25 protein-coding genes are annotated in these 22,138 nt (G+C 61.0%); 13 read left to right on the forward strand and 12 right to left on the reverse strand.

The window, feature by feature from the left end; genetic code table 11:
- Window positions 1-4: 4 nt before the first annotated feature.
- Complete coding sequence (locus LOY50_RS08375; protein WP_258690610.1) at window positions 5-811, reverse strand: TatD family hydrolase; 807 nt, start codon at window positions 809-811, stop codon at window positions 5-7.
- A gap of 235 nt (window positions 812-1,046) precedes the next feature.
- Here LOY50_RS08375 and LOY50_RS08380 point away from each other — a divergent pair, with 235 nt between their 5' ends.
- Together LOY50_RS08380 and LOY50_RS08385 are read left to right on the forward strand one after the other, a co-directional pair.
- Window positions 1,047-2,468, forward strand: coding sequence for a transglycosylase SLT domain-containing protein (locus LOY50_RS08380; protein ID WP_253472661.1), 1,422 nt, complete (start codon window positions 1,047-1,049; stop codon window positions 2,466-2,468).
- A 100-nt stretch (window positions 2,469-2,568) separates the two neighbouring features.
- On the forward strand, window positions 2,569-3,003 hold the full coding sequence (locus LOY50_RS08385) for a DoxX family protein (protein ID WP_253472664.1): 435 nt from the start codon (window positions 2,569-2,571) through the stop codon (window positions 3,001-3,003).
- A gap of 694 nt (window positions 3,004-3,697) precedes the next feature.
- Here the strand turns inward: LOY50_RS08385 and LOY50_RS08390 are convergent.
- On the reverse strand, window positions 3,698-3,823 hold the full coding sequence (locus LOY50_RS08390; protein ID WP_256575060.1) for a hypothetical protein: 126 nt from the start codon (window positions 3,821-3,823) through the stop codon (window positions 3,698-3,700).
- Between the two features lie 421 nt (window positions 3,824-4,244).
- Between LOY50_RS08390 and LOY50_RS08395 the strand changes: the two genes are divergently transcribed.
- On the forward strand, window positions 4,245-4,553 hold the full coding sequence (locus tag LOY50_RS08395; protein ID WP_212796954.1) for a class I SAM-dependent methyltransferase: 309 nt from the start codon (window positions 4,245-4,247) through the stop codon (window positions 4,551-4,553).
- Window positions 4,554-4,561: 8 nt separating this feature from the next.
- Here the strand turns inward: LOY50_RS08395 and greB are convergent, their stop codons facing one another.
- From greB to LOY50_RS08410, 3 genes are read right to left on the reverse strand one after another with little or no spacing between them, the layout of a single operon-like run.
- Window positions 4,562-5,059 carry a transcription elongation factor GreB gene (gene greB, locus LOY50_RS08400; RefSeq protein ID WP_003199337.1) on the reverse strand — a complete coding sequence of 166 codons (498 nt, stop codon included), beginning with the start codon at window positions 5,057-5,059 and terminating at the stop codon, window positions 4,562-4,564.
- A 34-nt stretch (window positions 5,060-5,093) separates the two neighbouring features.
- On the reverse strand, window positions 5,094-7,598 hold the full coding sequence (locus LOY50_RS08405; protein WP_253472667.1) for an ABC transporter permease: 2,505 nt from the start codon (window positions 7,596-7,598) through the stop codon (window positions 5,094-5,096).
- On the reverse strand, window positions 7,598-8,281 hold the full coding sequence (locus LOY50_RS08410) for an ABC transporter ATP-binding protein (protein ID WP_063322323.1): 684 nt from the start codon (window positions 8,279-8,281) through the stop codon (window positions 7,598-7,600). The genes LOY50_RS08405 and LOY50_RS08410 overlap by 1 nt, the downstream gene beginning before the upstream one ends.
- 10 nt (window positions 8,282-8,291) lie before the next feature.
- Here LOY50_RS08410 and LOY50_RS08415 point away from each other — a divergent pair, with 10 nt between their 5' ends.
- From LOY50_RS08415 to LOY50_RS08425, 3 genes are all read left to right on the forward strand, one after another.
- A complete protein-coding gene (locus tag LOY50_RS08415) occupies window positions 8,292-8,897 on the forward strand; it encodes an arylesterase (protein WP_214510814.1) in 606 nt (201 codons plus the stop codon).
- Window positions 8,898-8,953: 56 nt separating this feature from the next.
- Window positions 8,954-9,247, forward strand: a complete 294-nt coding sequence (locus tag LOY50_RS08420; protein WP_003199347.1) for a hypothetical protein — start codon at window positions 8,954-8,956, stop codon at window positions 9,245-9,247.
- 229 nt (window positions 9,248-9,476) lie between these two features.
- On the forward strand, window positions 9,477-10,448 hold the full coding sequence (locus LOY50_RS08425) for a L,D-transpeptidase family protein (RefSeq protein ID WP_258690611.1): 972 nt from the start codon (window positions 9,477-9,479) through the stop codon (window positions 10,446-10,448).
- 141 nt (window positions 10,449-10,589) lie between these two features.
- On the opposite strand, the gene oprI is transcribed toward LOY50_RS08425, so the two are convergent.
- The gene (oprI, locus tag LOY50_RS08430; RefSeq protein ID WP_003183784.1) at window positions 10,590-10,841 is read right to left on the reverse strand and encodes an outer membrane lipoprotei OprI; all 252 of its coding nucleotides are present in this window, start codon (window positions 10,839-10,841) and stop codon (window positions 10,590-10,592) included.
- Between the two features lie 633 nt (window positions 10,842-11,474).
- Between oprI and LOY50_RS08435 the strand changes: the two genes are divergently transcribed.
- Window positions 11,475-11,756, forward strand: a complete 282-nt coding sequence (locus LOY50_RS08435) for a GNAT family N-acetyltransferase (RefSeq protein ID WP_003199362.1) — start codon at window positions 11,475-11,477, stop codon at window positions 11,754-11,756.
- A gap of 174 nt (window positions 11,757-11,930) precedes the next feature.
- Here the strand turns inward: LOY50_RS08435 and LOY50_RS08440 are convergent, their stop codons facing one another.
- Complete coding sequence (locus LOY50_RS08440; RefSeq protein ID WP_003199364.1) at window positions 11,931-13,007, reverse strand: 3-deoxy-7-phosphoheptulonate synthase; 1,077 nt, start codon at window positions 13,005-13,007, stop codon at window positions 11,931-11,933.
- 267 nt (window positions 13,008-13,274) lie between these two features.
- On the opposite strand from LOY50_RS08440, the gene LOY50_RS08445 reads away from it, so the two are divergent.
- The 4 genes from LOY50_RS08445 (at window position 13,275) to cysB (ending at window position 16,836) form a co-directional block, all read left to right on the forward strand.
- Complete coding sequence (locus LOY50_RS08445) at window positions 13,275-14,228, forward strand: putative 2-dehydropantoate 2-reductase (RefSeq protein WP_046063755.1); 954 nt, start codon at window positions 13,275-13,277, stop codon at window positions 14,226-14,228.
- 20 nt (window positions 14,229-14,248) lie between these two features.
- Window positions 14,249-15,154, forward strand: a complete 906-nt coding sequence (locus LOY50_RS08450) for a 5'-nucleotidase (protein WP_003199368.1) — start codon at window positions 14,249-14,251, stop codon at window positions 15,152-15,154.
- A 96-nt stretch (window positions 15,155-15,250) separates the two neighbouring features.
- Window positions 15,251-15,751: a universal stress protein gene (locus LOY50_RS08455; RefSeq protein ID WP_214510815.1), complete on the forward strand. Its 501-nt coding sequence runs from the start codon at window positions 15,251-15,253 to the stop codon at window positions 15,749-15,751.
- A gap of 110 nt (window positions 15,752-15,861) precedes the next feature.
- Complete coding sequence (gene cysB / locus LOY50_RS08460; protein ID WP_003199376.1) at window positions 15,862-16,836, forward strand: HTH-type transcriptional regulator CysB; 975 nt, start codon at window positions 15,862-15,864, stop codon at window positions 16,834-16,836.
- A gap of 7 nt (window positions 16,837-16,843) precedes the next feature.
- Here cysB and LOY50_RS08465 read toward each other — a convergent pair whose 3' ends face one another.
- Together LOY50_RS08465 and LOY50_RS08470 are read right to left on the reverse strand one after the other, a co-directional pair.
- Window positions 16,844-17,326: a transcription elongation factor GreAB gene (locus tag LOY50_RS08465; RefSeq protein WP_253472670.1), complete on the reverse strand. Its 483-nt coding sequence runs from the start codon at window positions 17,324-17,326 to the stop codon at window positions 16,844-16,846.
- A gap of 2 nt (window positions 17,327-17,328) precedes the next feature.
- The gene (locus LOY50_RS08470) at window positions 17,329-17,721 is read right to left on the reverse strand and encodes a hypothetical protein (protein WP_258690612.1); all 393 of its coding nucleotides are present in this window, start codon (window positions 17,719-17,721) and stop codon (window positions 17,329-17,331) included.
- Window positions 17,722-17,842: 121 nt separating this feature from the next.
- Here LOY50_RS08470 and earP point away from each other — a divergent pair, with 121 nt between their 5' ends.
- Window positions 17,843-18,976 (forward strand): elongation factor P maturation arginine rhamnosyltransferase EarP, encoded by a 1,134-nt coding sequence (earP, locus tag LOY50_RS08475; RefSeq protein ID WP_258690613.1) that lies wholly within the window; start codon window positions 17,843-17,845, stop codon window positions 18,974-18,976.
- A gap of 48 nt (window positions 18,977-19,024) precedes the next feature.
- Entirely contained in the window at window positions 19,025-19,594 is a 570-nt protein-coding gene (locus LOY50_RS08480) for an elongation factor P (RefSeq protein WP_160388943.1), read from the forward strand.
- Window positions 19,595-19,843: 249 nt separating this feature from the next.
- Here the strand turns inward: LOY50_RS08480 and LOY50_RS08485 are convergent, their stop codons facing one another.
- The 3 genes from LOY50_RS08485 to LOY50_RS08495 all read right to left on the reverse strand — a co-directional run bounded on the left by LOY50_RS08485 (window position 19,844) and on the right by LOY50_RS08495 (window position 22,096).
- The gene (locus tag LOY50_RS08485; protein WP_258690614.1) at window positions 19,844-20,857 is read right to left on the reverse strand and encodes an alpha/beta hydrolase; all 1,014 of its coding nucleotides are present in this window, start codon (window positions 20,855-20,857) and stop codon (window positions 19,844-19,846) included.
- Window positions 20,858-20,892: 35 nt separating this feature from the next.
- A complete protein-coding gene (locus LOY50_RS08490) occupies window positions 20,893-21,312 on the reverse strand; it encodes an organic hydroperoxide resistance protein (RefSeq protein WP_003199389.1) in 420 nt (139 codons plus the stop codon).
- 322 nt (window positions 21,313-21,634) lie between these two features.
- On the reverse strand, window positions 21,635-22,096 hold the full coding sequence (locus tag LOY50_RS08495) for a MarR family winged helix-turn-helix transcriptional regulator (RefSeq protein WP_003199391.1): 462 nt from the start codon (window positions 22,094-22,096) through the stop codon (window positions 21,635-21,637).
- Window positions 22,097-22,138: the final 42 nt, after the last annotated feature.

Genomic DNA, 22,138 nt, shown 5'->3' on the forward strand with positions numbered 1-22,138 from the left:
GAGGTCAGGAGAGTGTGGGCAAACCAAAAAACGCCCGGGCGCAGGCGGTACTGTGGGCTGCCAGGTCTTCCTGGGTTTCGCCCCGGTGCAAGGCCACTTCGCGCAGGACCTCCGTCAGGTAGGCCGGTTCGTTGCGACCATTCTTGGGTTTTGGCCGCAGCGTGCGAGGCAGCAGGTACGGCGCGTCGCTTTCGAGCATCAGCCGACCGCGGGGAATTTCGCGCACCAACGGGTGCAGGTGCGTGCCCCGGCGTTCGTCACAGATCCAGCCAGTGATGCCGATGTGCAGGTCCAGGTCGAGATAACTGAACAGCGCCTTCTTTTCACCGGTAAAGCAATGCACCACGGCGGCCGGCAACTGATCGCGAAAATCCCGGAGGATGTCCAGCAAGCGCTGGTCGGCGTCGCGTTCATGCAGGAACACCGGCAGTTGCAACTGGACCGCCAAGGCGAGGTGTTCTTCCAGGACCTTTTCCTGCTGCGGTCGGGGAGAGAAGTCCCGGTTGAAATCCAGTCCGCATTCGCCCACCGCGCGCACGCGGCTGTGCATCAGCAGATCCTTGAGGTGCCGGGCGCTGTCGGCGGTCCAGTCGCTGGCGCTGTGAGGGTGAATGCCGGCGGTGGAAAACAGTCGCTCGCCAGTTTCGTCGAGGCGGTGGCACAGCTCCAGAGCCTGTTCGCTGCCCTCGATACTGGTGCCGGTCAAGACCAGTTGGCAGACCCCGGACTCATAGGCGCGCTCGAGCACCGCTTGATGTTTGTCGGCGAAACTGGGGTTGGTCAGGTTGACGCCGATATCGATGAGTTGCATGGTGCTACCTCGGCCCAAAGGCTGGAAAGCATATCAGAGCTGTAGATTTATAAGAAAAGCCAAGAACTACAACGAGTTGAGGCTGTCTGTTAAGGCCGCGAGACACATCGGGTTGGTATAAAAGCCATCACTGTGCCAGTCTTTCGCACTTTTTCAGCGCCCCAGGCGCTCTGTTTCTGTCGACTCAGCCTCGTTTTCAAGGGAGGCGGTCCGCAGTATTCCTTCCGGAGAGTGGATGACACGTCCCCAGGTATTGCTACTGTTGTGTTGTTCGCTGTTGTTGCCAATACCGGCCGAGGCGCGGCTGCCCGGGCCGGTCCAGGCGGTGGCGCCGGGCACGGTGCGCGACCTGGCGCAAATCCGCAGCAGCCGTGTGTTGAAGGTTTTGGTCAACCAGAGCCGCAACAGCTCCGGTGAAGTCCAGGGCCAACCCATTGGCGTCGAATACCATCGGCTGCGAGCCTTCGAGCAATACCTCAACGGCCACGCCCGGGATGGCCAGCAAATCACCCTCAAGATCATCCCCATGGCCAAGGATCAGCTGCTCGGCGCCTTGCAGCGCGGGGAGGGCGACCTGGTAGCGCCGGGTGAGTTGCTCGAACTGCAGGCCGGCCATGCGGTCAGCGCCAGCGATCCGATCCGTACCGACGTGCCGTTGCTGCTGGTGGGTATCAAGGGCGAGAAGCGCTACACCCGTGTGGAACAACTTTCCGGCAAGACCCTGGCCCTGCCCAACGGCAGCGCTGCGGGGGACGCGGTGAACCAGATCAACCAGAAACTGGCGCTGCTCAAACTGCCGCCGGTGAAGGTCGAATGGGTCGATCCCACCTTGGCTGTGGAGGATGTCCTGGAAATGGTCCAGGGTGGGATTTTCCATTTGACCATCGTCGAGCAGCCCATCGCCGAGCGCTGGAGCAAGATCCTGCCCAAGTTGCGCTTCGACCGTCAGGTGCTGATCGGCGAGCCGAGTGACGAGTATTGGTTCGTTCGCCGTGACGCCGCCATGCTGCGGGCGAGCATCGACCGATTCCTGGCGACCTACAAGGTGCCCGCCAACGAGGACGCGGCATTCCTGCGCATTTACCGTCGTTTGTACCAGGTCCACTATCCGCTAGCCCGGGCTGATCGCCAGCGTCTGGAAAAACTGCGCCCGGTGCTGCAAAAACATGCCGATGCCCAAGGCATGGACTGGCTCAACCTGGCGGCCCTGGCCTTCAAGGAATCAGCCCTGCAACCTAACGCCCGCAGCGGCACAGGCCCTACTGGCCTGATGCAGATCACCCCATCGGCGGCTCAGCGGGTCGGCGTCGATAACATCCAGAACCTGGACGCCAATGTGCAGGCTGGCGCCAAGTACCTGGCCCTCATCCGCCGCAAGTTCTTTGCCAGCCCCAAGCTCAACGAGCGCGAGCGCATGGCCTTCGTCCTGGCCGCCTACAACATGGGTCCTGAGCGCGTCCAAGGCATGCGAGCCGAGGCCCGACGGCGGGGACTGAACCCCAACCAGTGGTTTTTCCAGGTCGAGCGCATTGCCATGGAACAGGTGGGAATGGGCGCCGTCAGCTACGTTAATAGTGTCAACAAGTACTACTTGGCGTTTGATCGTGAGCGAGAGTCGCTGGAACTTGGAGATCAAAAGGTCGCCCAGCGGAAATAATCGATAAATTCGATTTGTATCTCGCATTTTTTGCGCTTTTGGTACAAGTTTTTTTGATTAATATAGCGACCAACAACCACATACCTAGGGATGAACCCGCATGAGCTCGTTGATCAATAAAGTCTTGTTTACCCGCGCTGGCTACGGCCTGACTGTCCTGCGCATCGCCGTTGGTGTCATATTCGCTGCCCACGGCTCGCAGAAACTCTTTGGCCTGTTCGGTGGCTACGGCCTGGCAGGCACGGCGCAGTGGATGGAGAGCATCGGCCTGACCCCGGGCTACGTGATGGCGACATTGGCGGGCGGTACCGAGTTTTTCGCCGGGCTGGCGCTGATCATCGGCCTGCTGGCGCGTCCTGCGGCACTGGGCCTGGCCTTCCTGTCGCTGGTGGCGATTTTCTCCGTGCACATCGGTAACGGCTTGTTCATGGCCAACAACGGTTATGAGTTTGCCCTGGCGTTGCTGGCGGGCAGTGTTGCCGTGCTGATCGAAGGTGCGGGCAAGCTGTCGGTCGATCGCGCCATCGCGGGTTGATTGCTCGATTTGAACCCGTCTTGTACGTGATGCTGTTCACTTCGGAAAAACGGCGCTTCTTTCAGAAATGGGAAGCGCCGTTTTTTTGGGGTTTTGTTGCTTTGGTGTGTATATCCGTTGCTGCGGTAACGGCGGCTTATGGTTCCGCTCTTACAGCGGGTCACTTTTGGAAGAGCGCCAAAAGTAACCAAAAGCGTTTTGCCCCACCACTCGGCACCTCGCCTAGGCTCGGTGTGCCCTCACTCCGGCATTGCTCCGTGGGCCGCCGCGAAGGGCCATCCATGGCCCAGCGCGGCTATCCCGGCATCCATGCCGGGATGCCCACTCCACAATGCCTGCGTTCGGCCAGCGTGGTTAACGGGGCGCCGAGATCAACGTCCACCGCGAGGCGGCCTTAGAGCCGACCTGGTTCTTGGTGGGACCGTGTTTTTCCTGTGGGAGCGGGCTTGCTCGCGGAGGCGGTGTGTCAGTTTGCGGTGATGTTGGATGTGCCGGCCTCATCGCGAGCAAGCTCGCTCCCACAGTGGTTTTGTGTCGGACATAATTTTGTGTTCACTGGAGATTCTGTGTGGGAGCGAGCTTGCTCGCGATAGCGGTGGCTCAGCCCCAAAAATGCTGGCATGTGTCCCCCGGTCTTGCTCTTGCTCTTGCTCTTGCTCTTGCTCTTGCTCTTGCTCTTGCTCTTGTTCTTGCTTTAGATCTTGATCTGGGGCGCCCCGTTAACCACGCTGGCCGAACGCAGGCATTGCGCAGTGGGCACCTCGGCATGGATGCCGAGGTAGCCGCGCTGGGCCATGGATGGCCCTTCGCGGCGGCCCACGGAGCAATGCCGGAGTGAGGGCACACCGAGCCTAGGCGAGGTGCCGAGTGGTGGGGCAAAGCGCTTTTGGTTACTTTTGGCGCTCTTCCAAAAGTGACCCGCTGTAAGAGCGGAACCATAAGTAGCCGTTACCGCAGAAACGGATACATACACCAAGCCACGCCTCTCGGAACAGATAATCAGAAAACAGCATTACCGTCTTCTACGGGCCTTTTTATGCGGAGTGATTCTTGACACTGGCCAGTCAGCTTCTCTAGGATGCCGCTCATGCGCCGATTTAAACAGCTACTTGCGGGGCGCCAGGTGACTCAATCCAGTCGCCGATAGAAGCCGAAGACAAGGCTTCGAAATACCGCTAAAGCGCTGGTTCGGTGTTGCCTCTCACCTGCCATGCAGACTTTTGAGGCAGAGACACGACACGATGAACGCACCCAGCCCCCTAGTACGTCTTGCGCCGATTACGGCGAACCTTGTGCAACGCAATCCGAAAATTCTCCTGGGCGGCACTCACCAGCCAACGCTCTTGCGCTATCTCGACGGCTGGCCACGTCGTAATCATGGGCCCGCTGCTTTCCTGATCCAGTTTGTCGAAGACGGCGAGTCACTGGCGCGGTTCGCCAATGACAGTTTCGACCTGGCTGTCATCCAGTCCCCCTGTGCGGCGGACGCTCCTGAAATGATCCGGCAGTTGACCCGTGTCGCCCGGCAGGGATTGATCACGCGCCGCTGAGGCGAGGATTACGGATACGCGATGTCCACGATGTAGACCCGTTTCTCGCCGGTAGGCGTCTGGACGCTGACCTCGGCATCCAGGGCCTTGCCGATCAGGGCTCGTGCCAACGGTGAGTCGATACTGATCAGGTTCTGTTTCAGGTCCAGCTCGTCCGGGCCGACGATGCGATAGCGTGATTCCTTGCCATCCTCATCTTCGACCGTCACCCAGGCGCCGAAATACACCTTGTTCGGATCGCTGGGTTTTTCACTGACCACTTTGAGCGCTTCAAGGCGCTTGGTGAGGAAGCGCACGCGACTGTCGATTTCCCGCAGCATTTTCTTGCCGTAGGTGTATTCGGCGTTTTCCGAACGATCACCCTGGGCCGCCGCCTCGCTGACCGCCTGGGTCACCTGTGGACGGCGCACATGCCACAGCTCATGGAATTCAGCGCGCATCCGCGCTTCACCCTCGGGGGTGATCAGCGCGGTGCCGGCGGTGCGGGGTGGGCGATAACGGCTCATGGCAACTTCTTGTAATAGCGAAGCCGGGAGTCTATCAACCCTCGCGCAATACTGTCAGCGGGCTGGCATTGAGCGCTCGACGGGTGCCGAACACACCGGCCGCGCCGATCAACAAGGCCCCCAGCAGCGGCAATGCCAAGAGCCAAGGATGCGGATGCCAGGGCAGGTCGAAGGCGTACCGGTAAAGCACCAGGCTCACCAGCTCCGAACCCAGGGCCGCGAGCAGGCCACTGACCGCGCCCAGCAGGCCGAACTCGATGCGCCGGGCCTTGACCAGCAGGGGCCGTTCAGCGCCCAGTGCGCGCAATAGCGCGCCTTGGCGAATGCGCTCGTCGAGGGTCGCCTGCAGGCCGGAAAACAGCACCGCCATCCCCGCTGCCAGCACAAACAGCAACACATACTCCACCGCCAGGGTCACCTGGGCCAGGATGCTGCGCAGTTGCTCGAGCAGGGCCTCGACTTGCAGGATCGTCACCGCCGGAAAGGCCCGGGACAGGTCGACGATCTGTTGGTCGTGGCCCGACGCCAGGTAGAAACTGGTGAGATAGGTCGCTGGCAGATCCTTCAATGTGCCGGGCTGGAAGATCATGAAGAAGTTGGGCTGGAAATTGTCCCAGTTGATCTCCCTCAGGCTGGTGACCTTCGCTTCACGATTGACGCCGCCCACGCTGAATACCAGGCGGTCGCCCAGCTTGATCTTGAGGTTCTCGGCCACTTTGCCTTCCACCGAAACCCCCGGGATATCGTCCGGTGGCTGCTGAGCCCACCAGGTCCCTGCGGTGACAACGTTGCCCGCCGGCAGGTCCGCAGCCCAGGTCAGGCTCAGGTCACGTTGCAGCGCCCGGTCACCCGCAGAGTCCTTGGTGACGAACTCTGTGGCCGGCTCGCCATTGATGCTGATGAGGCGCCCGGGGACCACGGGGTAGAGCGGGGCCGATTGCGCCGACAGCGCCAGCAGCTTGTCGGTGAAGGCCTGTTTGTCGTTGGGCAGGATGTTCAGGGCGAAATAGTTCGGGGCATTTTTCGGCAACTGGTTTTGCCAGGTGTCCAGCAATTCACCGCGTAACAGCGCGATCAACGCCATGGACAACAGGATCAGGCCGAACGCCAGGGCCTGGCCGGCTGCCGCCAAGGGATGACGCAGCAATTGGCCGAGGCCCAGCCGCCAGGGCAGGGAAGCGCGGGCCAGCAGGCGACGCAGGCTCTGGAGCAGCAACAACAACAGGCCGCCGAGCACCAGCGCGGCGACGACGCCACCGCCCAGCAGGGCGAAGGTGAGGACCAGGTCCAGGCTCAGGCGCCACATGATCAGGCCCAGGGCGCCCAGCGCGGCACCGTAGATCACCCAGGAGCTGGAGGGGATCGGCAGCATGTCCCGGCGCAGCACGCGCAACGGTGGTACCCGGCCCAGCGCAGCCAATGGCGGCAGGGCGAACCCAGCCAGGGCCACCAGCCCGGTGCCGATCCCGGCGACTGCCGGCAGCAGGCCACCCGGCGGAACGGTGGTGGGCAGCAGGTCGTGCAGCAGGGCGAACAGGCCCAGTTGGGCGATCCAGCCGAGCAGGGCGCCACTGATGCTGGCGAGCAGGCCCAGTACCGTCAATTGCAGGCTGAACAGCACCATGGTTTCCCGGCGTGACAGGCCCAGGCAACGCAGCAGCGCGCTGGCATCGAAACGTCGGGTGGCAAAGCGGTTGGCCGAGAGCGCGACGGCGACACCGGACAGCAGCACCGCCACCAGGCTGGCCATGTTCAGGTAGCGCTCGGCCTTGCCCAAGGCGCCACCGATCTGCCGGTTGCCGTCGCGGGCATCCTGCAGGCGCTGGTTGGCTTCAAGGCCAGGCTTGACCAGGTCGCGGTAGGTTTGCAGCGCTGGCGCTGGGCCGCGCCACAGGTCGCGATAGCTGACACGGCTGCCCGGCTGGACCACGCCGGTGGCCTCCAGGTCCTTGAGGTTGATCAGCACCCGCGGGGTGAGGCTGTAGAAGTTGCCGGCGCGATCGGGCTCATAAGTCAGCACGCGGCTCAGGCGCAAGGTCTGGTTGCCAACGTCGATGCTGTCGCCGATCTTCAGGTCCAGTGCCGTCAGCAGCCGTGCTTCGACCCAGGCCTCGCCAGGGTTCGGGCGTCCGCCGGTTTCTTCCGGGGCAAACGGGGTGGGGGTGCTTTTCAGCTCGCCGCGCAAGGGGTAGCTGTCATCGGCCGCCTTGACGCTGGACAGCTGGATGCCATTGTCGGTGGCCACGACACTGGAGAACTCCACGACCCGGGCGTGTTCCAGTCCCAGGTCGGTGCCGCTGCGGATCTGCTCCGGGCGGGCGGGGGAACTGCCTTCGAGCAGCAGGTCGGCACCGAGGAATTCGGTGGCGCGCATCATCATCGCGCCGTTGAGGCGGGCACCGAAATAACCGATGGCGGTACTCGCCGCCACCGCCACCAGCAGGGCGAAGAACAACACCCGCAACTCACCGGCGCGGGCATCGCGAAGCAATTGACGGACAGCGAGACTGAACAGGCGTAACAGCGGCAAGCGTGCCATCAAGGCTCCAGAGGGGCGACCATCTCGCCGGCTTCAAGTCGGATCAGGCGCCGGCAGCGATGGGCCAGGCGTTCATCGTGGGTGACCAGCACCAGGGTCGTGCCGCGTTCCTTGTTCAATTCGAACAGCAGGTCGCTGATGCGCTCGCCGGTGTGGCTGTCGAGGTTGCCGGTGGGTTCGTCGGCAAACAGCACGTCGGGTTCGGCGGCAAAGGCGCGGGCAATCGCCACCCGTTGCTGTTCGCCACCGGAGAGCTGGCGCGGCGAGTGGGTCAGGCGCTGGCCCAGGCCAACGCGCTGCAACAGTTGCGTGGCGCGTTCGCGGGCGTCCTTGCGGCCGTCCAGTTCCAGCGGCAGCATGACGTTTTCCAGTGCGTTGAGGCTGTCGAGCAACTGGAACGACTGGAAGACGAAACCGACATGCTCGGCGCGAATTCGCGCACGCTGGTCTTCATCCAGTGTGCTGAGGGCCCGACCGGCGAGCGTCACCTCGCCGCTGCTGGGCAGGTCGAGGCCGGCCAGCAGGCCCAGGAGAGTGGATTTGCCGGAACCGGACGCGCCGACGATGGCCAGGCTATCGCCTTTGTTCAGTTCCAGGCTGAGTTCGTGCAGGATGGTCAGTTCACCTTCCGCGCTGGAGACCACTTTGCTAAGGTCTGTCGCGGTGAGAATGCTTGAGCCCATGGAGAGTCCGATGCGTGTGTGGTTTTTGAGTGCCGGCCTGGCCTTGATGTGCATGGCCCAGAACGCAGCGGCGGGTACAGTCCTGATCGTTGGCGATAGTATCAGCGCGGCTTTCGGCCTGGATACCCGGCAAGGGTGGGTGTCGTTGCTCGAGCAACGGCTCAAGGCCGAGGGTTTTGACGATAAAGTGGTCAATGCGTCCATCAGTGGCGACACCAGCGCCGGAGGCCAGGCGCGGCTGCCGGCGCTGCTTGCAGCCCATAAGCCGGACCTGGTGATCCTGGAACTGGGCGGCAACGATGGCTTGCGCGGACAGCCGCCAACACAATTGCAACAAAACCTTGCAGCGATGATCGACAGCGCTCGCGCCAGCGGTGCCCAGGTGCTTTTGCTGGGCATGCAACTGCCTCCCAATTACGGACGGCGCTACACCGATGCCTTTACCCGGGTCTACAGCACCCTGGCCGAGGAGAAAAAAGTCCCGCTGGTGCCGTTTTTTCTCAAGGACGTCGGTGGCATCCCGACCATGATGCAAGGCGACGGATTGCACCCGTCCGTCGCGGCCCAGGGCAAGTTGCTGGAAAATGTCTGGCCGACACTGAAACCGCTGCTTTGACGCTTTTCTACCGGCGGGCTTTCGGCTAATGTGGCGCCCCCGATTTGGAGCCCCCGATGCCGCGTCCCGCCTGGTCCTTGTTTGCCTACCAACTGATCGAGCCTGACGAGCAGCTGGATCTGTTCGCCTGCCAGGAAGTACGGGTGCACCTGGTGACCCGGCAGTTGGAACTCGGTGGCTCGGCCGACCGGACTCTCTGCGGCAGCCTGCTGCCGGCCCAACCGCGCTGGTCGAGCGTCGATCGCAAGATTTTCCAGGATCATCGCCTGTGCTCGTTGTGCCGGGCGATCCTGGAGTCCCAGAAGCGCGGCACCTCGCCAATCTGGCCGGAGTTGCGGTTCGAGTTGTAGTCCCCGTTCCAGTGTGGGAGCGAGCTTGCTCGCGATAGGGCCGGCACCTCCAATACAGGGCGAGCAGGCCCACCGCTATCGCGAGCAAGCTCGCTCCCACAGGGGGCATTTCAACTTCCAGGCATGCTGCACATCGGACGCCTCTGTACCGCTCTCCCCGAAATAACAGGTGGCAGTGTACAATCGCCGTTTTCATAACCCCTTGTTCGATCTGCGAAGGATTTCCCGGATGTTGCCGCGCTTGCCTGCCGTCGCCCGCTGCCTGTCTCTTGCCGCCCTGTGTATGGCGGGCCCCGTTGCAGCCCTGGAGCTGCCTCTGCCACCGCCGGGTGAAGACATCGTTGGCCAGGTGCAGGTTATCAAGGCCAAATACGAAGACACCTTCGCCGACCTGGGTACCACCTATGACCTGGGCTACAGCGAGATGGTCGCCGCCAACCCGGGGGTCGATCCCTGGTTGCCGGGCGCAGGCGCCGAGATCGTGCTGCCGACTCGTTTCATCCTGCCGCCGGGCCCGCGCGAAGGCATCGTGATCAACCTTGCCGAGTACCGTCTCTACTATTTCCCCAAGGGGCGGAACGTGGTCTACACCTTCCCGCTGGGGATCGGGCGTGAGGGCTGGGGATCGCCGATCGCCCACACCAGCATCATCGCCAAGACGCCGAACCCGACCTGGACCCCGCCGGCATCGATCAAGGCCGAACACGCCGCTGACGGTGACCCGCTGCCGAATGTCGTGCCCGCCGGCCCTGATAACCCGCTGGGTCCCTTCAAGTTCACCCTGGGCACCCCGGGTTACCTGATCCATGGTTCGAACAAGAAGTTCGGCATCGGCATGCGGACCAGCCACGGCTGCTTCCGGATGTTCAACAATAACGTGCTGGAAATGGCCGGCATGGTGCCGGTGGGTACATCGGTGCGGATCATAAACGACCCCTACAAGCTGGGCTTGAGCGGTGGCAAGGTGTACTTGGAGGCTCATACACCGCTGGACGACAAGGGCAACCCGTCGGTGGTGGACAAGCACACCTCGGTGATCAACGCGATGCTCAAGCGTGAAGACATCACCAGCAACTTGCGCATGAACTGGGACGTGGTGCGGGACGTGGTGGCGGCCGAAGATGGCATGCCGGTGGAAATCGCTGTTCCGAATACCTCGGCACCGATGGTCACGAGCGCGCCGATCGACTTGCAGCAGTAAAAGACTCGACAACAACCCGCCGACGTTTCGCGATGTCGGCGGGTTTTTTATTGCTTGGGAAAACACCGGGCAACAGCTCTCGAATCCAAAAAAAAAGCCGACCCAAAAATGGGTCGGCTCGATAACAATCCCGAGGGACTATTACTTGCGGCTAGCTTTTTCCAGCATGCGCAGAGCACGCTCGTTAGCTTCGTCAGCAGTCTGTTGTGCTTTTTGAGCAGCAGCCAGAGCTTCATCAGCTTTACGGTAAGCTTCGTCTGCACGAGCCTGGGAGCGAGCTGCTGCGTCTTCGGTAGCAGTCAGACGTGCTTCGGTTTCTTTCGATGCGCTGCTGCAACCGGTAGCCAGAACTGCGGCCAGGGCCAGAGCAGAGAATTTCAGAACGTTGTTCATCGGTTTCCCCTTCAAGGACTTTCTATTAGTGACTGTCTCCCCAGACTGAGGAGTTAGCCGGCGTACATACTACCCATTACTTGTAGTAAGTAAACTGACGTAGCGCAAGAAGCAAAAAAATTGTAGGCGGTGATTCTTTTTCGAGCAACTTTTCTTCGGGGTGTTTAAAAAATATACAGACCAAAGCCCATGGCTGGAGCGCGCTGGCGGAAAAAAGTTCCGCGGCGGGGCGAACTCTTGCAGCCCTCGCTAACGTCGTTGTTTATTGATTCACCTACACTTTTGTACGTTTTTTGTGCAATGCCCCAGGCATCTTTATTGGTAATGGCGGTGACTTTAACTACGCGCGCTCGTCTCAAGACTCAACAACTGGCGATGTTCAGCTATTGCACCGCGACCGACTACAGCGCGACGATGGCGCTCAATCGATAAACCCGACCAGGTTACCCCTTCGATGACAGGCGTGCCTTGAGCATTTGCGTCATTGGTGCCTACTATTCACGACGTGCTCGGGTTTGAGCGGATCGGTTTTGGCGCTCGGTGACCAGGAAGGCACGGGGTGGCGTAGATGTTCCTTCGCCGGAAAAACATCGGTAAGGTAGGGGTCGGCATTCAGACCCGCGAGGAGTAGTGATGAGCGAGGCGGTTACCATCCACCATGACCAGGCTGGTCATCAGTTCGAGACCAATGTGGACGGTCATCGTGCCTATCTGACCTATATGGACCTGGGCAAGCAGACCCTGGATATCTATCGCACCTTCGTGCCCAACGCCTTGCGCGGCCGGGGCATCGCGGCGGCGTTGACCGAAAGTGCGCTGCAGTACGCCGAAGAAATGGGCTACACGGTGATCCCATCCTGCTCCTACGTGGAGCGCTACATGGAGCGTCACCAGCGGCACGCGGCGAAACTCTGAGAAAAAGCATTCCCAAAAAAAACGCCGGGCTGAAGAGCCCGGCGTTTTTTTATGTCTTGAGGAAAGTAAAAGATCGCAGGCTTCGCCAGCTCCTACATCCCCGCTCCAAATATGTGCAGGAGCTGTGTAGGAGCTGCGTAGGAGCTGTCGAGTGAAACGAGGCTGCGATCTTTTTCAGCCACGCTGCCGCTTCGGCAATACATCCTTGAGCTTGGCATGCATGCTGCGCAGGGTGTTCTCGGTGGCGCTCCAGTCGATGCAGGCATCGGTGATGGAGACGCCGTACTGCAAGTCGGCGAGGTCTTTCGGGATGGCCTGGCAGCCCCAATTCAAGTGGCTTTCGACCATCAGGCCGATAATCGACTGGTTGCCTTCCAGGATCTGGTTGGCCACGTTCTCCATCACCAGCGGTTGCAGTGCCGGGTCCTTGTTGGAGTTGGCGTGGCTGCAGTCGACCATGATGTTCGGCTTGATCTTGGCTTTGTTCAGCGCCTGTTCACACAGCGCGACGCTGACCGAATCGTAGTTCGGCTTGCCGTTGCCACCGCGCAGTACCACGTGACCGTAGGCGTTGCCCTTGGTGGTGACGATCGACACGCCACCTTCCTGGTTGATGCCCAGGAAGCGATGTGGGCTGGAGACCGACTGCAAGGCGTTGATCGCCACGGTGAGGCCACCGTCGGTGCCGTTCTTGAAGCCCACTGCCGACGACAGGCCGGAGGCCATTTCGCGGTGGGTCTGGGATTCGGTGGTGCGCGCGCCGATGGCCGACCAGCTGATCAGGTCCTGCAAGTATTGCGGCGAGATCGGGTCCAGGGCTTCGGTGGCCGTGGGCAGGCCCATTTCCGCCAGGTCCAGCAGCAATTGGCGACCGATGTGCAGGCCGTCCTGGATCTTGAAGGAGTCATCCAGGTAAGGGTCGTTGATCAGGCCTTTCCAGCCGACGGTGGTCCGAGGCTTCTCGAAATACACCCGCATGACCAGGTACAAGGTGTCGGAGACTTCCGCAGCCAGCACCTTGAGGCGCTCGGCGTATTCGTGGGCGGCCTTGATGTCATGGATCGAGCAGGGCCCGATGACCACGAACAGGCGATGATCGGTGCCGTCCAGGATGTTGCGGATGACTTCCCGGCCCTTGGTCACGGTGCGCAGGGCAGCGTCGCTCAGGGGAATATCGCGCTTGAGCTGGTCAGGCGTGATGAGGGTCTCGTTGGAGGCGACGTTAAGGTCGTTGATCGGTAAATCAGCCATCGTGTTACTCGTCAGGTCACGGGTGCCGGCCGCCAGCGATCCCCGCGCGGCGGTGCACAGCGGATTTTAAGCGCGTCGGGGAGCCGAACCTTATCGCGTTACGAGGCTGCTCGACAATGGGCTGGGACGGGTTTAATGCCCTAAAGGCTGGGGAAAAGGCCTTGGAGATGGCTCTGCAACAGATTCGTGAGCAGATGTAATGAAGATTGCATGCCATGCCGCTCGCGCTGATAGTGTGCAGGGGCTTTTACCAGGAGAGTTGCAAAGATGCAGGCAGGCGTGAAACCGCGGATCGGGATGATCGGCACCGGGGCGATCGGTGGGTTCTACGGCGTGATGCTGGCGCGTGCCGGTTTTGACGTGCACTTTTTACTGCGCAGCGAATTTGCTGCCGTGGCCGAAGCCGGTTTGCGGATCGACAGCGCGGTTCACGGTACGCTGGCCCTCAACCCCGTCCAGGCGTATCGCTCGGCAGCCGATATGCCGCCCTGCGACTGGCTGCTGGTCGGCGCCAAGACCACCAGTAATGCCGAGCTGGCCCCGGCCATTACCCAGGCTGCCGCTGACGGTGCAAAAGTCCTGTTGCTGCAGAACGGCCTGGATGTCGAAGACGATCTTCGCCCTTTGTTGCCCGATTCGTTGCACCTGTTGGGTGGCCTGTGCCTGATCTGCGTGCATCGCGTCGGCCCTGGTGTCGTCACCCACCAGGCCCTTGGTGCGGTCAACGTCGGCTATCACAGCGGTCCTTGCGCCGATCAGGCACAACGCATGGTGATCGTCGAAGAGGCGGCGACGTTGTTCCGCAGCGCCGGTATCGACGCCCAGGCCATGCCGGGCCTGCAACAGGCCCGCTGGCAGAAGCTGGTGTGGAATGTGCCGTACAACGGTCTTTCGGTTCTGTTGGGCGCCAGTACCACGCCGTTGATGGCCAACGACCATAGCCGCGAATTGATCCAGGCACTGATGGGGGAGGTGGTCCGCGGTGCGCAAGCCTGCGGGCATCATATCGCGCCGGGTTATGCCGAGTATCTGTTCACGATGACCGAGAAGATGCCCGACTACTGGCCGAGCATGTACCACGATTATTCCCACAAGCGTGCGCTGGAGCTGGACGCGATCTACGGCCGGCCATTGGCGGCAGCGAAAGCGGCAGGGTGTGAGCTGCCGAAAATCGAAGCCTTGTACCAGGCGTTGGCATTCGTGGACCGATATAACCGCTGAGCGGGCGAAAGGGGAGCGCTATGGCAAACAACATCGACGACAAACTGGTGCTGGCGATTTCGTCGCGGGCGCTGTTCGACCTGCGGGAAAGCCACAAGGTGTATTTGTCGAGTGGCGTCGAAGCCTATCGGCAATACCAGATCGAGCATGAAGACGAAGTCCTGGCACCCGGTGATGCCTTCGCCCTGGTGCAAAAGCTGCTGAACCTCAACGAGCACCTGGGGCGTGCCCGGGTCGAGGTGATCCTGGTTTCGCGCAACAGCGCCGACACCGGCCTTCGAGTGTTCAACTCGATTCATCATTATGGGCTGGCGATCTCGCGCGCGGCTTTCGTGGGCGGCCGCAGTCCTTACCCGTACCTCAAGGCGTTCGGTTGCGATCTCTTTTTGTCCACCCACGCTGAAGACGTGCGCAGCGCCCTGGACGCCGGGTTTGCCGCCGCGACCATTCTGTCGGGTGGTGCCAGTCGCGCGGCCAGCGAGGAACTGCGCATTGCCTTCGACGGCGATGCCGTGCTGTTTTCCGATGAGTCGGAGCGTGTCTATCAGGCCGATGGGCTGGAAGCCTTCCAGGCCAGCGAGCGACAGGCCGCCCGCGAGCCGCTGCGAGGCGGGCCGTTCAAGGGGTTCCTGGCGGCGCTCAATGCACTGCAGCGCGAGTTTCCCGAGGACGCCTGCCCCATTCGTACGGCGCTGGTGACGGCCCGTTCGGCACCTGCCCACGAGCGGGTCATCCGGACCTTGCGTGAGTGGGATATTCGCCTGGACGAGTCGTTGTTCCTGGGTGGCCTGACCAAATCGGCCTTCCTCGAAGCCTTCGCCGCCGATGTTTTTTTCGATGACCAGACCGGCCATTGCGAACTGGCCCGGGAGGTGGTCGCCACCGGTCACGTGCCCCACGGTATCAGTAACGAAATGAAGCCCTGACTGCCCTTGGTCCGGGACTTCAAGCCGCACGTCGCAGTCCCCGAGGCGCTGCTAAGCTGAATCAATCTCCGCCATTTTGGCACGCGAGGAGGTCACATGATTCGTTCGATGCTGTACGCCACAGACCTGGGCCTGTACGCCCCTTATGTGATGCAGCATGCCTTGGCGTTAGCACGGACGTTTGAAGCCGAGTTGTATGTGGTGCATGCGGTAGAACCGATGGGGCTGTTCGCCGAGTCGGTGTTGCAAAGCTATCTTGACGAGCAGGCGCTGAACGAATTTCACCGCCAAGGTCTGAATACGGTGATGGCCAATATCGAACAGCGAGTGCTCGACAGTTTCCGCGAGGAGTTGGGAGACGGTCAGCAGGATTTGCAACTGATCAAGTCGGTCAGGGTGTACCAGGGCGATCCTTCCCAAGTCATCCTGGAGCAGGCTGCGAAACTCTCTGTCGACTTGCTGATCGTAGGCAGTCATTGCCAAGGGGCAAGCGGTGAGACCCCCTTGGGCAGAACCGCTGCACGGGTATTGCAGTTATCCCGGGTACCGGTCTACCTGGTACCGCTGGTACAGCGCCGACGCCAAGGAGAGGGCTGAGGCTAAATGATGGCTTTTTATAAAAAGTTCTAGATTTATTGTCGAAACCTTTCATATAGTTATATACCGTCGCTGATGCCCGTGGCGTCCAACTGCTTTGAGGGATACATATGAAGCTTCAACAACTGCGCTACATCTGGGAAGTGGCGCACCACGACCTCAACGTTTCCGCTACTGCCCAAAGTCTCTACACGTCGCAACCCGGCATCAGCAAGCAGATCCGCCTGTTGGAAGATGAACTGGGCGTCGAAGTCTTCGCCCGCAGTGGCAAACACCTGACCCGCGTGACTCCGGCCGGCGAGCGCATCATCACCACCGCTGGCGAGATCCTGCGCAAGGTCGAAAGCATCAAGCAGATCGCCCAGGAGTTCTCCAACGAGAAAAAAGGCACCCTGTCGATCGCCACCACCCACACCCAGGCCCGCTACGCGCTGCCGCCGGTGATCAGCAACTTCATCAAGCAATATCCTGACGTGGCGCTGCACATGCACCAAGGCTCGCCGATGCAGATCGCCGAGATGGCCGCCGATGGCACGGTGGATTTCGCCATTGCCACCGAAGCCCTGGAGTTGTTCGGGGACCTGGTGATGATGCCGTGCTATCGCTGGAACCGCTGCGTGGTCGTGCCCCAGGGCCATCCGTTGACCAAGCTGCCGAAGCTGACCCTCGAAGCCCTGGCCGAATACCCGATCGTGACCTACGTATTCGGTTTCACCGGTCGTTCCAAGCTCGACGAAGCCTTCAGCCATCGTGGCCTGACGCCGAAAGTGGTGTTCACCGCCGCCGACGCCGACGTGATCAAGACCTACGTTCGCCTGGGCCTGGGCGTGGGCATCGTCGCGAAGATGGCTGTCGATACCAAGCTCGACAGCGACCTGGTAGTACTGGATGCCAGCGAGTTGTTCGAATCCAGCGTGACCAAGATCGGTTTCCGTCGTGGCACGTTCCTGCGGGGTTTCATGTGCGATTTCATCGAGAAATTTGCACCGCACCTGACCCGGGAAGTCATGGCCAAGGCCATCCAGTGCCACAACAAGCAAGAACTCGAAGAGTTGTTCGACGGCGTCGAACTACCGGTGCACTAAGGCCTTTCTAGATCGCCTCGGTGACAGCGAACTGTTGCCGGGCGCCCGCTACCACGATCTCTACTTCATCCCCTTCGAACTTGCCCAGAAGGCCGCGGCCCAGCGGTGAGCGGGGGGTGATGACGGTGATCGGCTGGCCCACCAGCGAGACCTTCAAACCCGCTGCATCCGGCCCCAGGAAGAGCCATTGCTGACGGCCGTCCTCATCTTCCAGCCCGATCAATGTGCCGACCTGAATACCGCGCTGCTCGTCGTAAGGCCTTGGCGTCAGGTTCTGGCAGAGGGTGAGGGCCTGGCGGATTTCTTCTACGCGCCTGGCTTGTCCGGCGGCGAGGTAGGACGCCTCGAGGCCGAGGGTGTCGTACTTGTTCTCGGCGATGTTTTCTTCGTGGGTCGCGGTTTCATAGGCGGTCTGCGCAGCGCGTTCGGCGATGTCGAGATCAATCTTGAGCTTGTCGAGAATCAACTGGTGGACGGTCTGTTTGTTCATGGTCATTCGCAGAATTGCAGAACGTTGGCGCGGCTTTTTTCACTGGGCGCATTCTGGTCCTGTTGCAACCAGAACTGACACTTGGGGTTGGACAGGTTGCGCGGATTGTTGCGGGCCTGATCGAGCGCTTGGCGCTGCTCGTTCCTCTGCAGGTTCTGCTGATACTGCTCGAACATCGGTGTGGGCGGCTCGGGGGCCGGTTGCACCGCCGGCACCGGTGGTTGCACCAGTTGATGGACGGCGGCGGCCACGGGTGCCAGTTGTTCGTTGAACAGAAATCTGGACAGCAGCCAGCCCGTCAACACGATGGCGAGGAACCCCAGCCACAGGCCCAGGGCGATGCTGAAGGTCAATTGCAAAGCCGTGAGGCGCGAGGGTGTCGAGTGATCGGGCATGGCTGCTTCCTGGCAGGGTCATGGGCAGGCGATGATTGTCGCATGAAGATTAATCGCCGTCGGCTCTTCTGCGTGATCGGTTTATTCGGGACAATCAGGCCTTTGCCACAGGGAGTCGGGAATGACCGTGCGTTGGGATATTTTTTGCACCGTCGTCGATAACTTTGGCGACATTGGTGTCACGTGGCGCCTGGCTCGGCAGTTGGTGGCCGAACATCGATGCGCGGTGCGGCTATGGGTCGACGACCTGCGTGCCTTCGAACGAATTTGCCCGGAAATCGACATCACCCTGTCCGAGCAATGGCAGCAGGGCGTGCAAGTGCGTCACTGGCCCGGGGAGTGGGCGGTCACCGAAGCTGCCGACGTGGTGATCGCCGCGTTTGCCTGCCAACTGCCGAGCGCCTACATGGATGCGATGGCCGCGCGCCAGACGACGCCCCTGTGGATGAACCTTGATTATTTGAGCGCCGAGGACTGGGTGATCGGTTGCCACGGCCTACCGTCGGTCAAATACAAACACGTGCAGAAATATTTCTTCTTCCCGGGCTTCCAGGAAGGAACAGGTGGCCTGCTGCGTGAGGCGGGGCTTCTGGAGCGCCGCCGGCAATTTCAGCAGGATGCCGAGGCGCAACGAATGTTCCTGCAAGGGCTGGGCGTCGAGCGGGCGCCGAATGCCTGCCTGATCTCGCTGTTTGCCTACGAGAACGCCGGGTTGGCGAGCTGGTTTGACGCAATGGCCGCCGATGCCCAGGCGTTTCATGTGCTGGTTCCCGAAGGGCGGGTACTCGGTGATGTCGAGCGTTGGCTCGGGGTCGATGATCTGGCGGTCGGTGCGGTACATCGACGCGGCGCGTTGACGGTGCAGGTGTTGCCGTTCATCCGCCAGGACCAGTACGATCAATTGTTATGGTGTTGCGATTTCAACGCCGTGCGTGGCGAAGACTCCTTCGTGCGCGCCCAGTGGGCCGGCCGGCCGTTGCTCTGGCACATCTACCAGCAGGAAGAAGACGTCCACCTGGAAAAACTCGAGGCGTTCCTCAGGCTCTACACCCAGGGGCTTTCCCCGGCGGCGCAAAAAGCGATCAGCGGTCTTTGGCGGGCCTGGAATGCCGGCCAGGACATGACCGAATATTGGAAAGTCAGCCGTGAACAGCCGCAGGAACTGGCCGAACATGCCCAGGCGTGGTGTCTGGAACAGGCCTCGCGAGCCGATCTTGCCGCAGCGCTGGTGAAGTTTTATGTAAATTGGATATGATACGCGGCCTAGATTTTTGTAAATCCCATCCAAATTCGGATATTCGCAATGAAAACTGGTAAAGAACTGAAACCCGGGACCGTGATCCGTCTCGAAAACGATCCTTGGCTGGTTCAGAAAGCTGAGTTCACCAAGTCGGGTCGTAACAGCGCGATCATGAAGACCAAGCTGAAGAACCTGCTGACCGGTTACAAGACCGAGATCGTCTACAGCGCCGATGACAAACTGGACGACGTGATCCTCGACCGCAAAGAAGCGACCCTGTCCTTCATCAGCGGCGACACCTACACGTTCATGGACACCACTGACTACACCATGTACGAGCTGAACGCCGAAGACATCGAAAGCGTTCTGCCGTTCGTTGAAGAAGGCATGACCGATGTCTGCGAAGCCATCTTCTTCGAAGAGCGCCTGGTTTCTGTAGAGCTGCCGACCACCATCGTGCGTCAGGTTGACTACACCGAAGGCTCCGCTCGCGGTGACACTTCCGGCAAGGTGATGAAGCCTGCCAAACTGAAGAACGGTACCGAGCTGTCGGTAGCTGACTTCATCGAAATCGGCGACATGATCGAGATCGATACCCGCGAAGGCGGTTCCTACAAAGGCCGCGCTAAATAAGCGAAGCCTTGTGTATGAAAAAGCCCGACCATTGAGTCGGGCTTTTTTATTTCAGGACTACACACCAAATCCCCGTGGCGAGGGAGCTTGCTCCCGCTGGGCCTGTAGGAGCTGTCGAGCGAAGCGAGGCTGCGATCTTCCCAGACACTTGAGTTTCAGCGAAAGGTTAAAAGATCGCAGCCTTCGGCAGCTCCTACAGCGCAGCCGAGCGGGAGCAAGCTCCCTCGCCACAAAAGCTTTGGCGTGCAGTCACTTCAGGTGTTGCTTGAGCTCCTGCGACGCCTGCAGCATTGCCGAACGCACCGCGGGCACCTGGCTGACCACGTTGAGCAAGCCATAGTCGTGGATCATGCCGTTGTAGCGTACGGCCGTGACGGGTACACCGGCCGCGTCCAGCTTGCGGGCATAGGCTTCACCTTCATCACGCAAGACGTCGGCCTCGGCGGTTTGTACCAGCGCGGGCGGCAGGCCCTTGAGTTGTGCGGTGCTGGCGCGCAGCGGCGAGGCATAGATCTCGCTGCGTTGCCCGGCATCGGTGGTGTAGTTGTCCCAGAACCACTTCATCAGGTTTTTACTGAGGAAGTGCCCTTCGGCGAACTGGTTGTAGGAGGCCGTCTCGAAGCTGGCATCGGTCACCGGCCACAGCAACGCCTGGAAACGGATCGCCGGCGTGCCTTTGTCCTTCGCCATCAGGGCCACGACCGCCGCCATGTTGCCGCCGACGCTGTTGCCCACCACGGCCAGGCGCTTGCCGTCGACGTTGATCTGCTTGCCGTGTTCGGCCACCCATTTCGTGGCGGCGTAGGCCTGGTTGATCGCCACCGGGTAATGCGCCTCGGGTGAGGGCGTGTAGTTGACGAACACCGCGACAGCGCCCGAGCCCGCCACCAGATCCCGAACCAGGCGTTCGTGGGTCGGGAAGTCACCCAATACCCAGCCACCGCCGTGGAAGAACATGAACACGGGCAACTCACCCTTGACCCCCTCCGGGCGAACGATGGTCAGGCTGATCGGCTGGCCATCGACCTGGATGTTTTTCTCGCTGACGTCGGCCTTGGGCAAGGTCAGCTTCACCCCCGCCTGGGCGCCCACCAGTACGGCGCGAGCGTCCTTGGGCGCCAGTTGCTCCAGGGGCTTGCCAGTGCCGGCATTCAGCACGTCGAGAAACGCCTGGGTGTTGTGCTCGACGATGCCGTCGGCGAAGGCACTGCTGACGCTGAGGGCGAGAAGGGTACCGGCAAAGGCTTTGCTGAGCGTGTTCATGTGCATCTCCTTAGGTTCGGGTCCAGGGTCGGTGGTCAGACGGTGACGTGCAGGCGCACATCAACGTTGCCGCGGGTGGCGTTGGAGTACGGGCAGACTTGGTGAGCCGCATCCACCAGGCTTTGCGCGTCGGCCTGGTCCAGCCCTGGCAGGCTGATGTGCAGGTCGATGTCGAGGCCGAAACCGCCGGGGATCTGGCCGATGCCGACATGGGCGGTAATCGAGGCGTCGTCCGGGATCTTGCGTTTGCTTTGGCTGGCAACGAATTTCAGTGCGCCGATGAAGCAGGCCGAGTAGCCGGCGGCGAACAGTTGCTCAGGGTTGGTCGCCGCACCGCCTGCACCACCGAGTTCCTTGGGCGTGGCGAGTTTGACGTCGAGGATATTGTCACTGGAGATCGCACGACCATCACGGCCGCCGGTGGAGGTTGCGATTGCGGTGTAGAGAGTTTGCATGATGAGAGCCTCGCTTCTGGGTTGGTGTTTTTGCGCTAAATGTTTGCGCGCTAAGTAGGTGTGAAGCGAATGTATAGCGCTAATATTTTGCGCGCAAGATAAATTTTCGAGGCGAGTTGAATTTGCGCCGCCGAAAGGGCGTGTAACCCTTGAGCTAGAGCGTTTCAGCGCAGAAAAAAAATTTAGATGGGCGAGTTACAGATCAGGGAGCGGCAGGACTGCCGCCATCGCGAGCAAGCTCGCTCCCACATTAGATTTGCGTCTGGGCATCCAGTGTGGGAGCGAGCTTGCTCGCGATAGCGGTGGGGCAGTTGGGGGTAAGTCAGAGGCTGTCTTGCAAATGCCCGCGCAGTGCCTGCAGGTCAAGTTGCAGCTTCTTCAACTGCTCCAGGGTCAGGCCGCTGGCAGCGAGGATGCACTGGGGGATGTCGAGGGCTTTTTCGCGCAGGGCGCGGCCCTGTTCGGTGAGTTCGACAATCACTACGCGTTCGTCTTCACGGCTGCGGGTGCGGCTCAGCAGGCCTTCGGCCTCCAGGCGCTTGAGCAGTGGCGTCAACGAGCCGGGGTCTGTCAGCAGGCGCGTGCTGATTTCACCGACGGTCAAACCATCCTTTTCCCACAACACCATCATCGCCAGGTATTGCGGATACGTCAGGCCAAGAGCCTGTAGCAGCGGCTTGTAGACTTTGGTCATCAGCAGCGAGGTGGAGTGCAGGGCGAAACAGACCTGGTTGTCGAGCAGCAGGGCTTCGCAGGCTTCGGGGGTGTCGCGCAGGGTGTTCATGGCAAAACCTTCAATCAATGATCGTTACGAATCTAGCGGGCG

This window comes from Pseudomonas sp. B21-010 (assembly GCF_024749325.1).
GTDB classification, from domain to species: domain Bacteria; phylum Pseudomonadota; class Gammaproteobacteria; order Pseudomonadales; family Pseudomonadaceae; genus Aquipseudomonas; species Aquipseudomonas kilonensis.

Coding starts and splice junctions, on each gene's coding strand:
- LOY50_RS08375 (WP_258690610.1), bottom strand. CDS start 811: ATGCAACTCATCGATATCGGCGTCAACCTGACCAACCCCAGTTTCGCC.
- LOY50_RS08380 (WP_253472661.1), top strand. CDS start 1,047: ATGACACGTCCCCAGGTATTGCTACTGTTGTGTTGTTCGCTGTTGTTG.
- LOY50_RS08385 (WP_253472664.1), top strand. CDS start 2,569: ATGAGCTCGTTGATCAATAAAGTCTTGTTTACCCGCGCTGGCTACGGC.
- LOY50_RS08395 (WP_212796954.1), top strand. CDS start 4,245: ATGAACGCACCCAGCCCCCTAGTACGTCTTGCGCCGATTACGGCGAAC.
- greB (WP_003199337.1), bottom strand. CDS start 5,059: ATGAGCCGTTATCGCCCACCCCGCACCGCCGGCACCGCGCTGATCACC.
- LOY50_RS08405 (WP_253472667.1), bottom strand. CDS start 7,598: ATGGCACGCTTGCCGCTGTTACGCCTGTTCAGTCTCGCTGTCCGTCAA.
- LOY50_RS08410 (WP_063322323.1), bottom strand. CDS start 8,281: ATGGGCTCAAGCATTCTCACCGCGACAGACCTTAGCAAAGTGGTCTCC.
- LOY50_RS08415 (WP_214510814.1), top strand. CDS start 8,292: ATGCGTGTGTGGTTTTTGAGTGCCGGCCTGGCCTTGATGTGCATGGCC.
- LOY50_RS08420 (WP_003199347.1), top strand. CDS start 8,954: ATGCCGCGTCCCGCCTGGTCCTTGTTTGCCTACCAACTGATCGAGCCT.
- LOY50_RS08425 (WP_258690611.1), top strand. CDS start 9,477: ATGTTGCCGCGCTTGCCTGCCGTCGCCCGCTGCCTGTCTCTTGCCGCC.
- oprI (WP_003183784.1), bottom strand. CDS start 10,841: ATGAACAACGTTCTGAAATTCTCTGCTCTGGCCCTGGCCGCAGTTCTG.
- LOY50_RS08435 (WP_003199362.1), top strand. CDS start 11,475: ATGAGCGAGGCGGTTACCATCCACCATGACCAGGCTGGTCATCAGTTC.
- LOY50_RS08440 (WP_003199364.1), bottom strand. CDS start 13,007: ATGGCTGATTTACCGATCAACGACCTTAACGTCGCCTCCAACGAGACC.
- LOY50_RS08445 (WP_046063755.1), top strand. CDS start 13,275: ATGCAGGCAGGCGTGAAACCGCGGATCGGGATGATCGGCACCGGGGCG.
- LOY50_RS08450 (WP_003199368.1), top strand. CDS start 14,249: ATGGCAAACAACATCGACGACAAACTGGTGCTGGCGATTTCGTCGCGG.
- LOY50_RS08455 (WP_214510815.1), top strand. CDS start 15,251: ATGATTCGTTCGATGCTGTACGCCACAGACCTGGGCCTGTACGCCCCT.
- cysB (WP_003199376.1), top strand. CDS start 15,862: ATGAAGCTTCAACAACTGCGCTACATCTGGGAAGTGGCGCACCACGAC.
- LOY50_RS08465 (WP_253472670.1), bottom strand. CDS start 17,326: ATGAACAAACAGACCGTCCACCAGTTGATTCTCGACAAGCTCAAGATT.
- LOY50_RS08470 (WP_258690612.1), bottom strand. CDS start 17,721: ATGCCCGATCACTCGACACCCTCGCGCCTCACGGCTTTGCAATTGACC.
- earP (WP_258690613.1), top strand. CDS start 17,843: ATGACCGTGCGTTGGGATATTTTTTGCACCGTCGTCGATAACTTTGGC.
- LOY50_RS08480 (WP_160388943.1), top strand. CDS start 19,025: ATGAAAACTGGTAAAGAACTGAAACCCGGGACCGTGATCCGTCTCGAA.
- LOY50_RS08485 (WP_258690614.1), bottom strand. CDS start 20,857: ATGAACACGCTCAGCAAAGCCTTTGCCGGTACCCTTCTCGCCCTCAGC.
- LOY50_RS08490 (WP_003199389.1), bottom strand. CDS start 21,312: ATGCAAACTCTCTACACCGCAATCGCAACCTCCACCGGCGGCCGTGAT.
- LOY50_RS08495 (WP_003199391.1), bottom strand. CDS start 22,096: ATGAACACCCTGCGCGACACCCCCGAAGCCTGCGAAGCCCTGCTGCTC.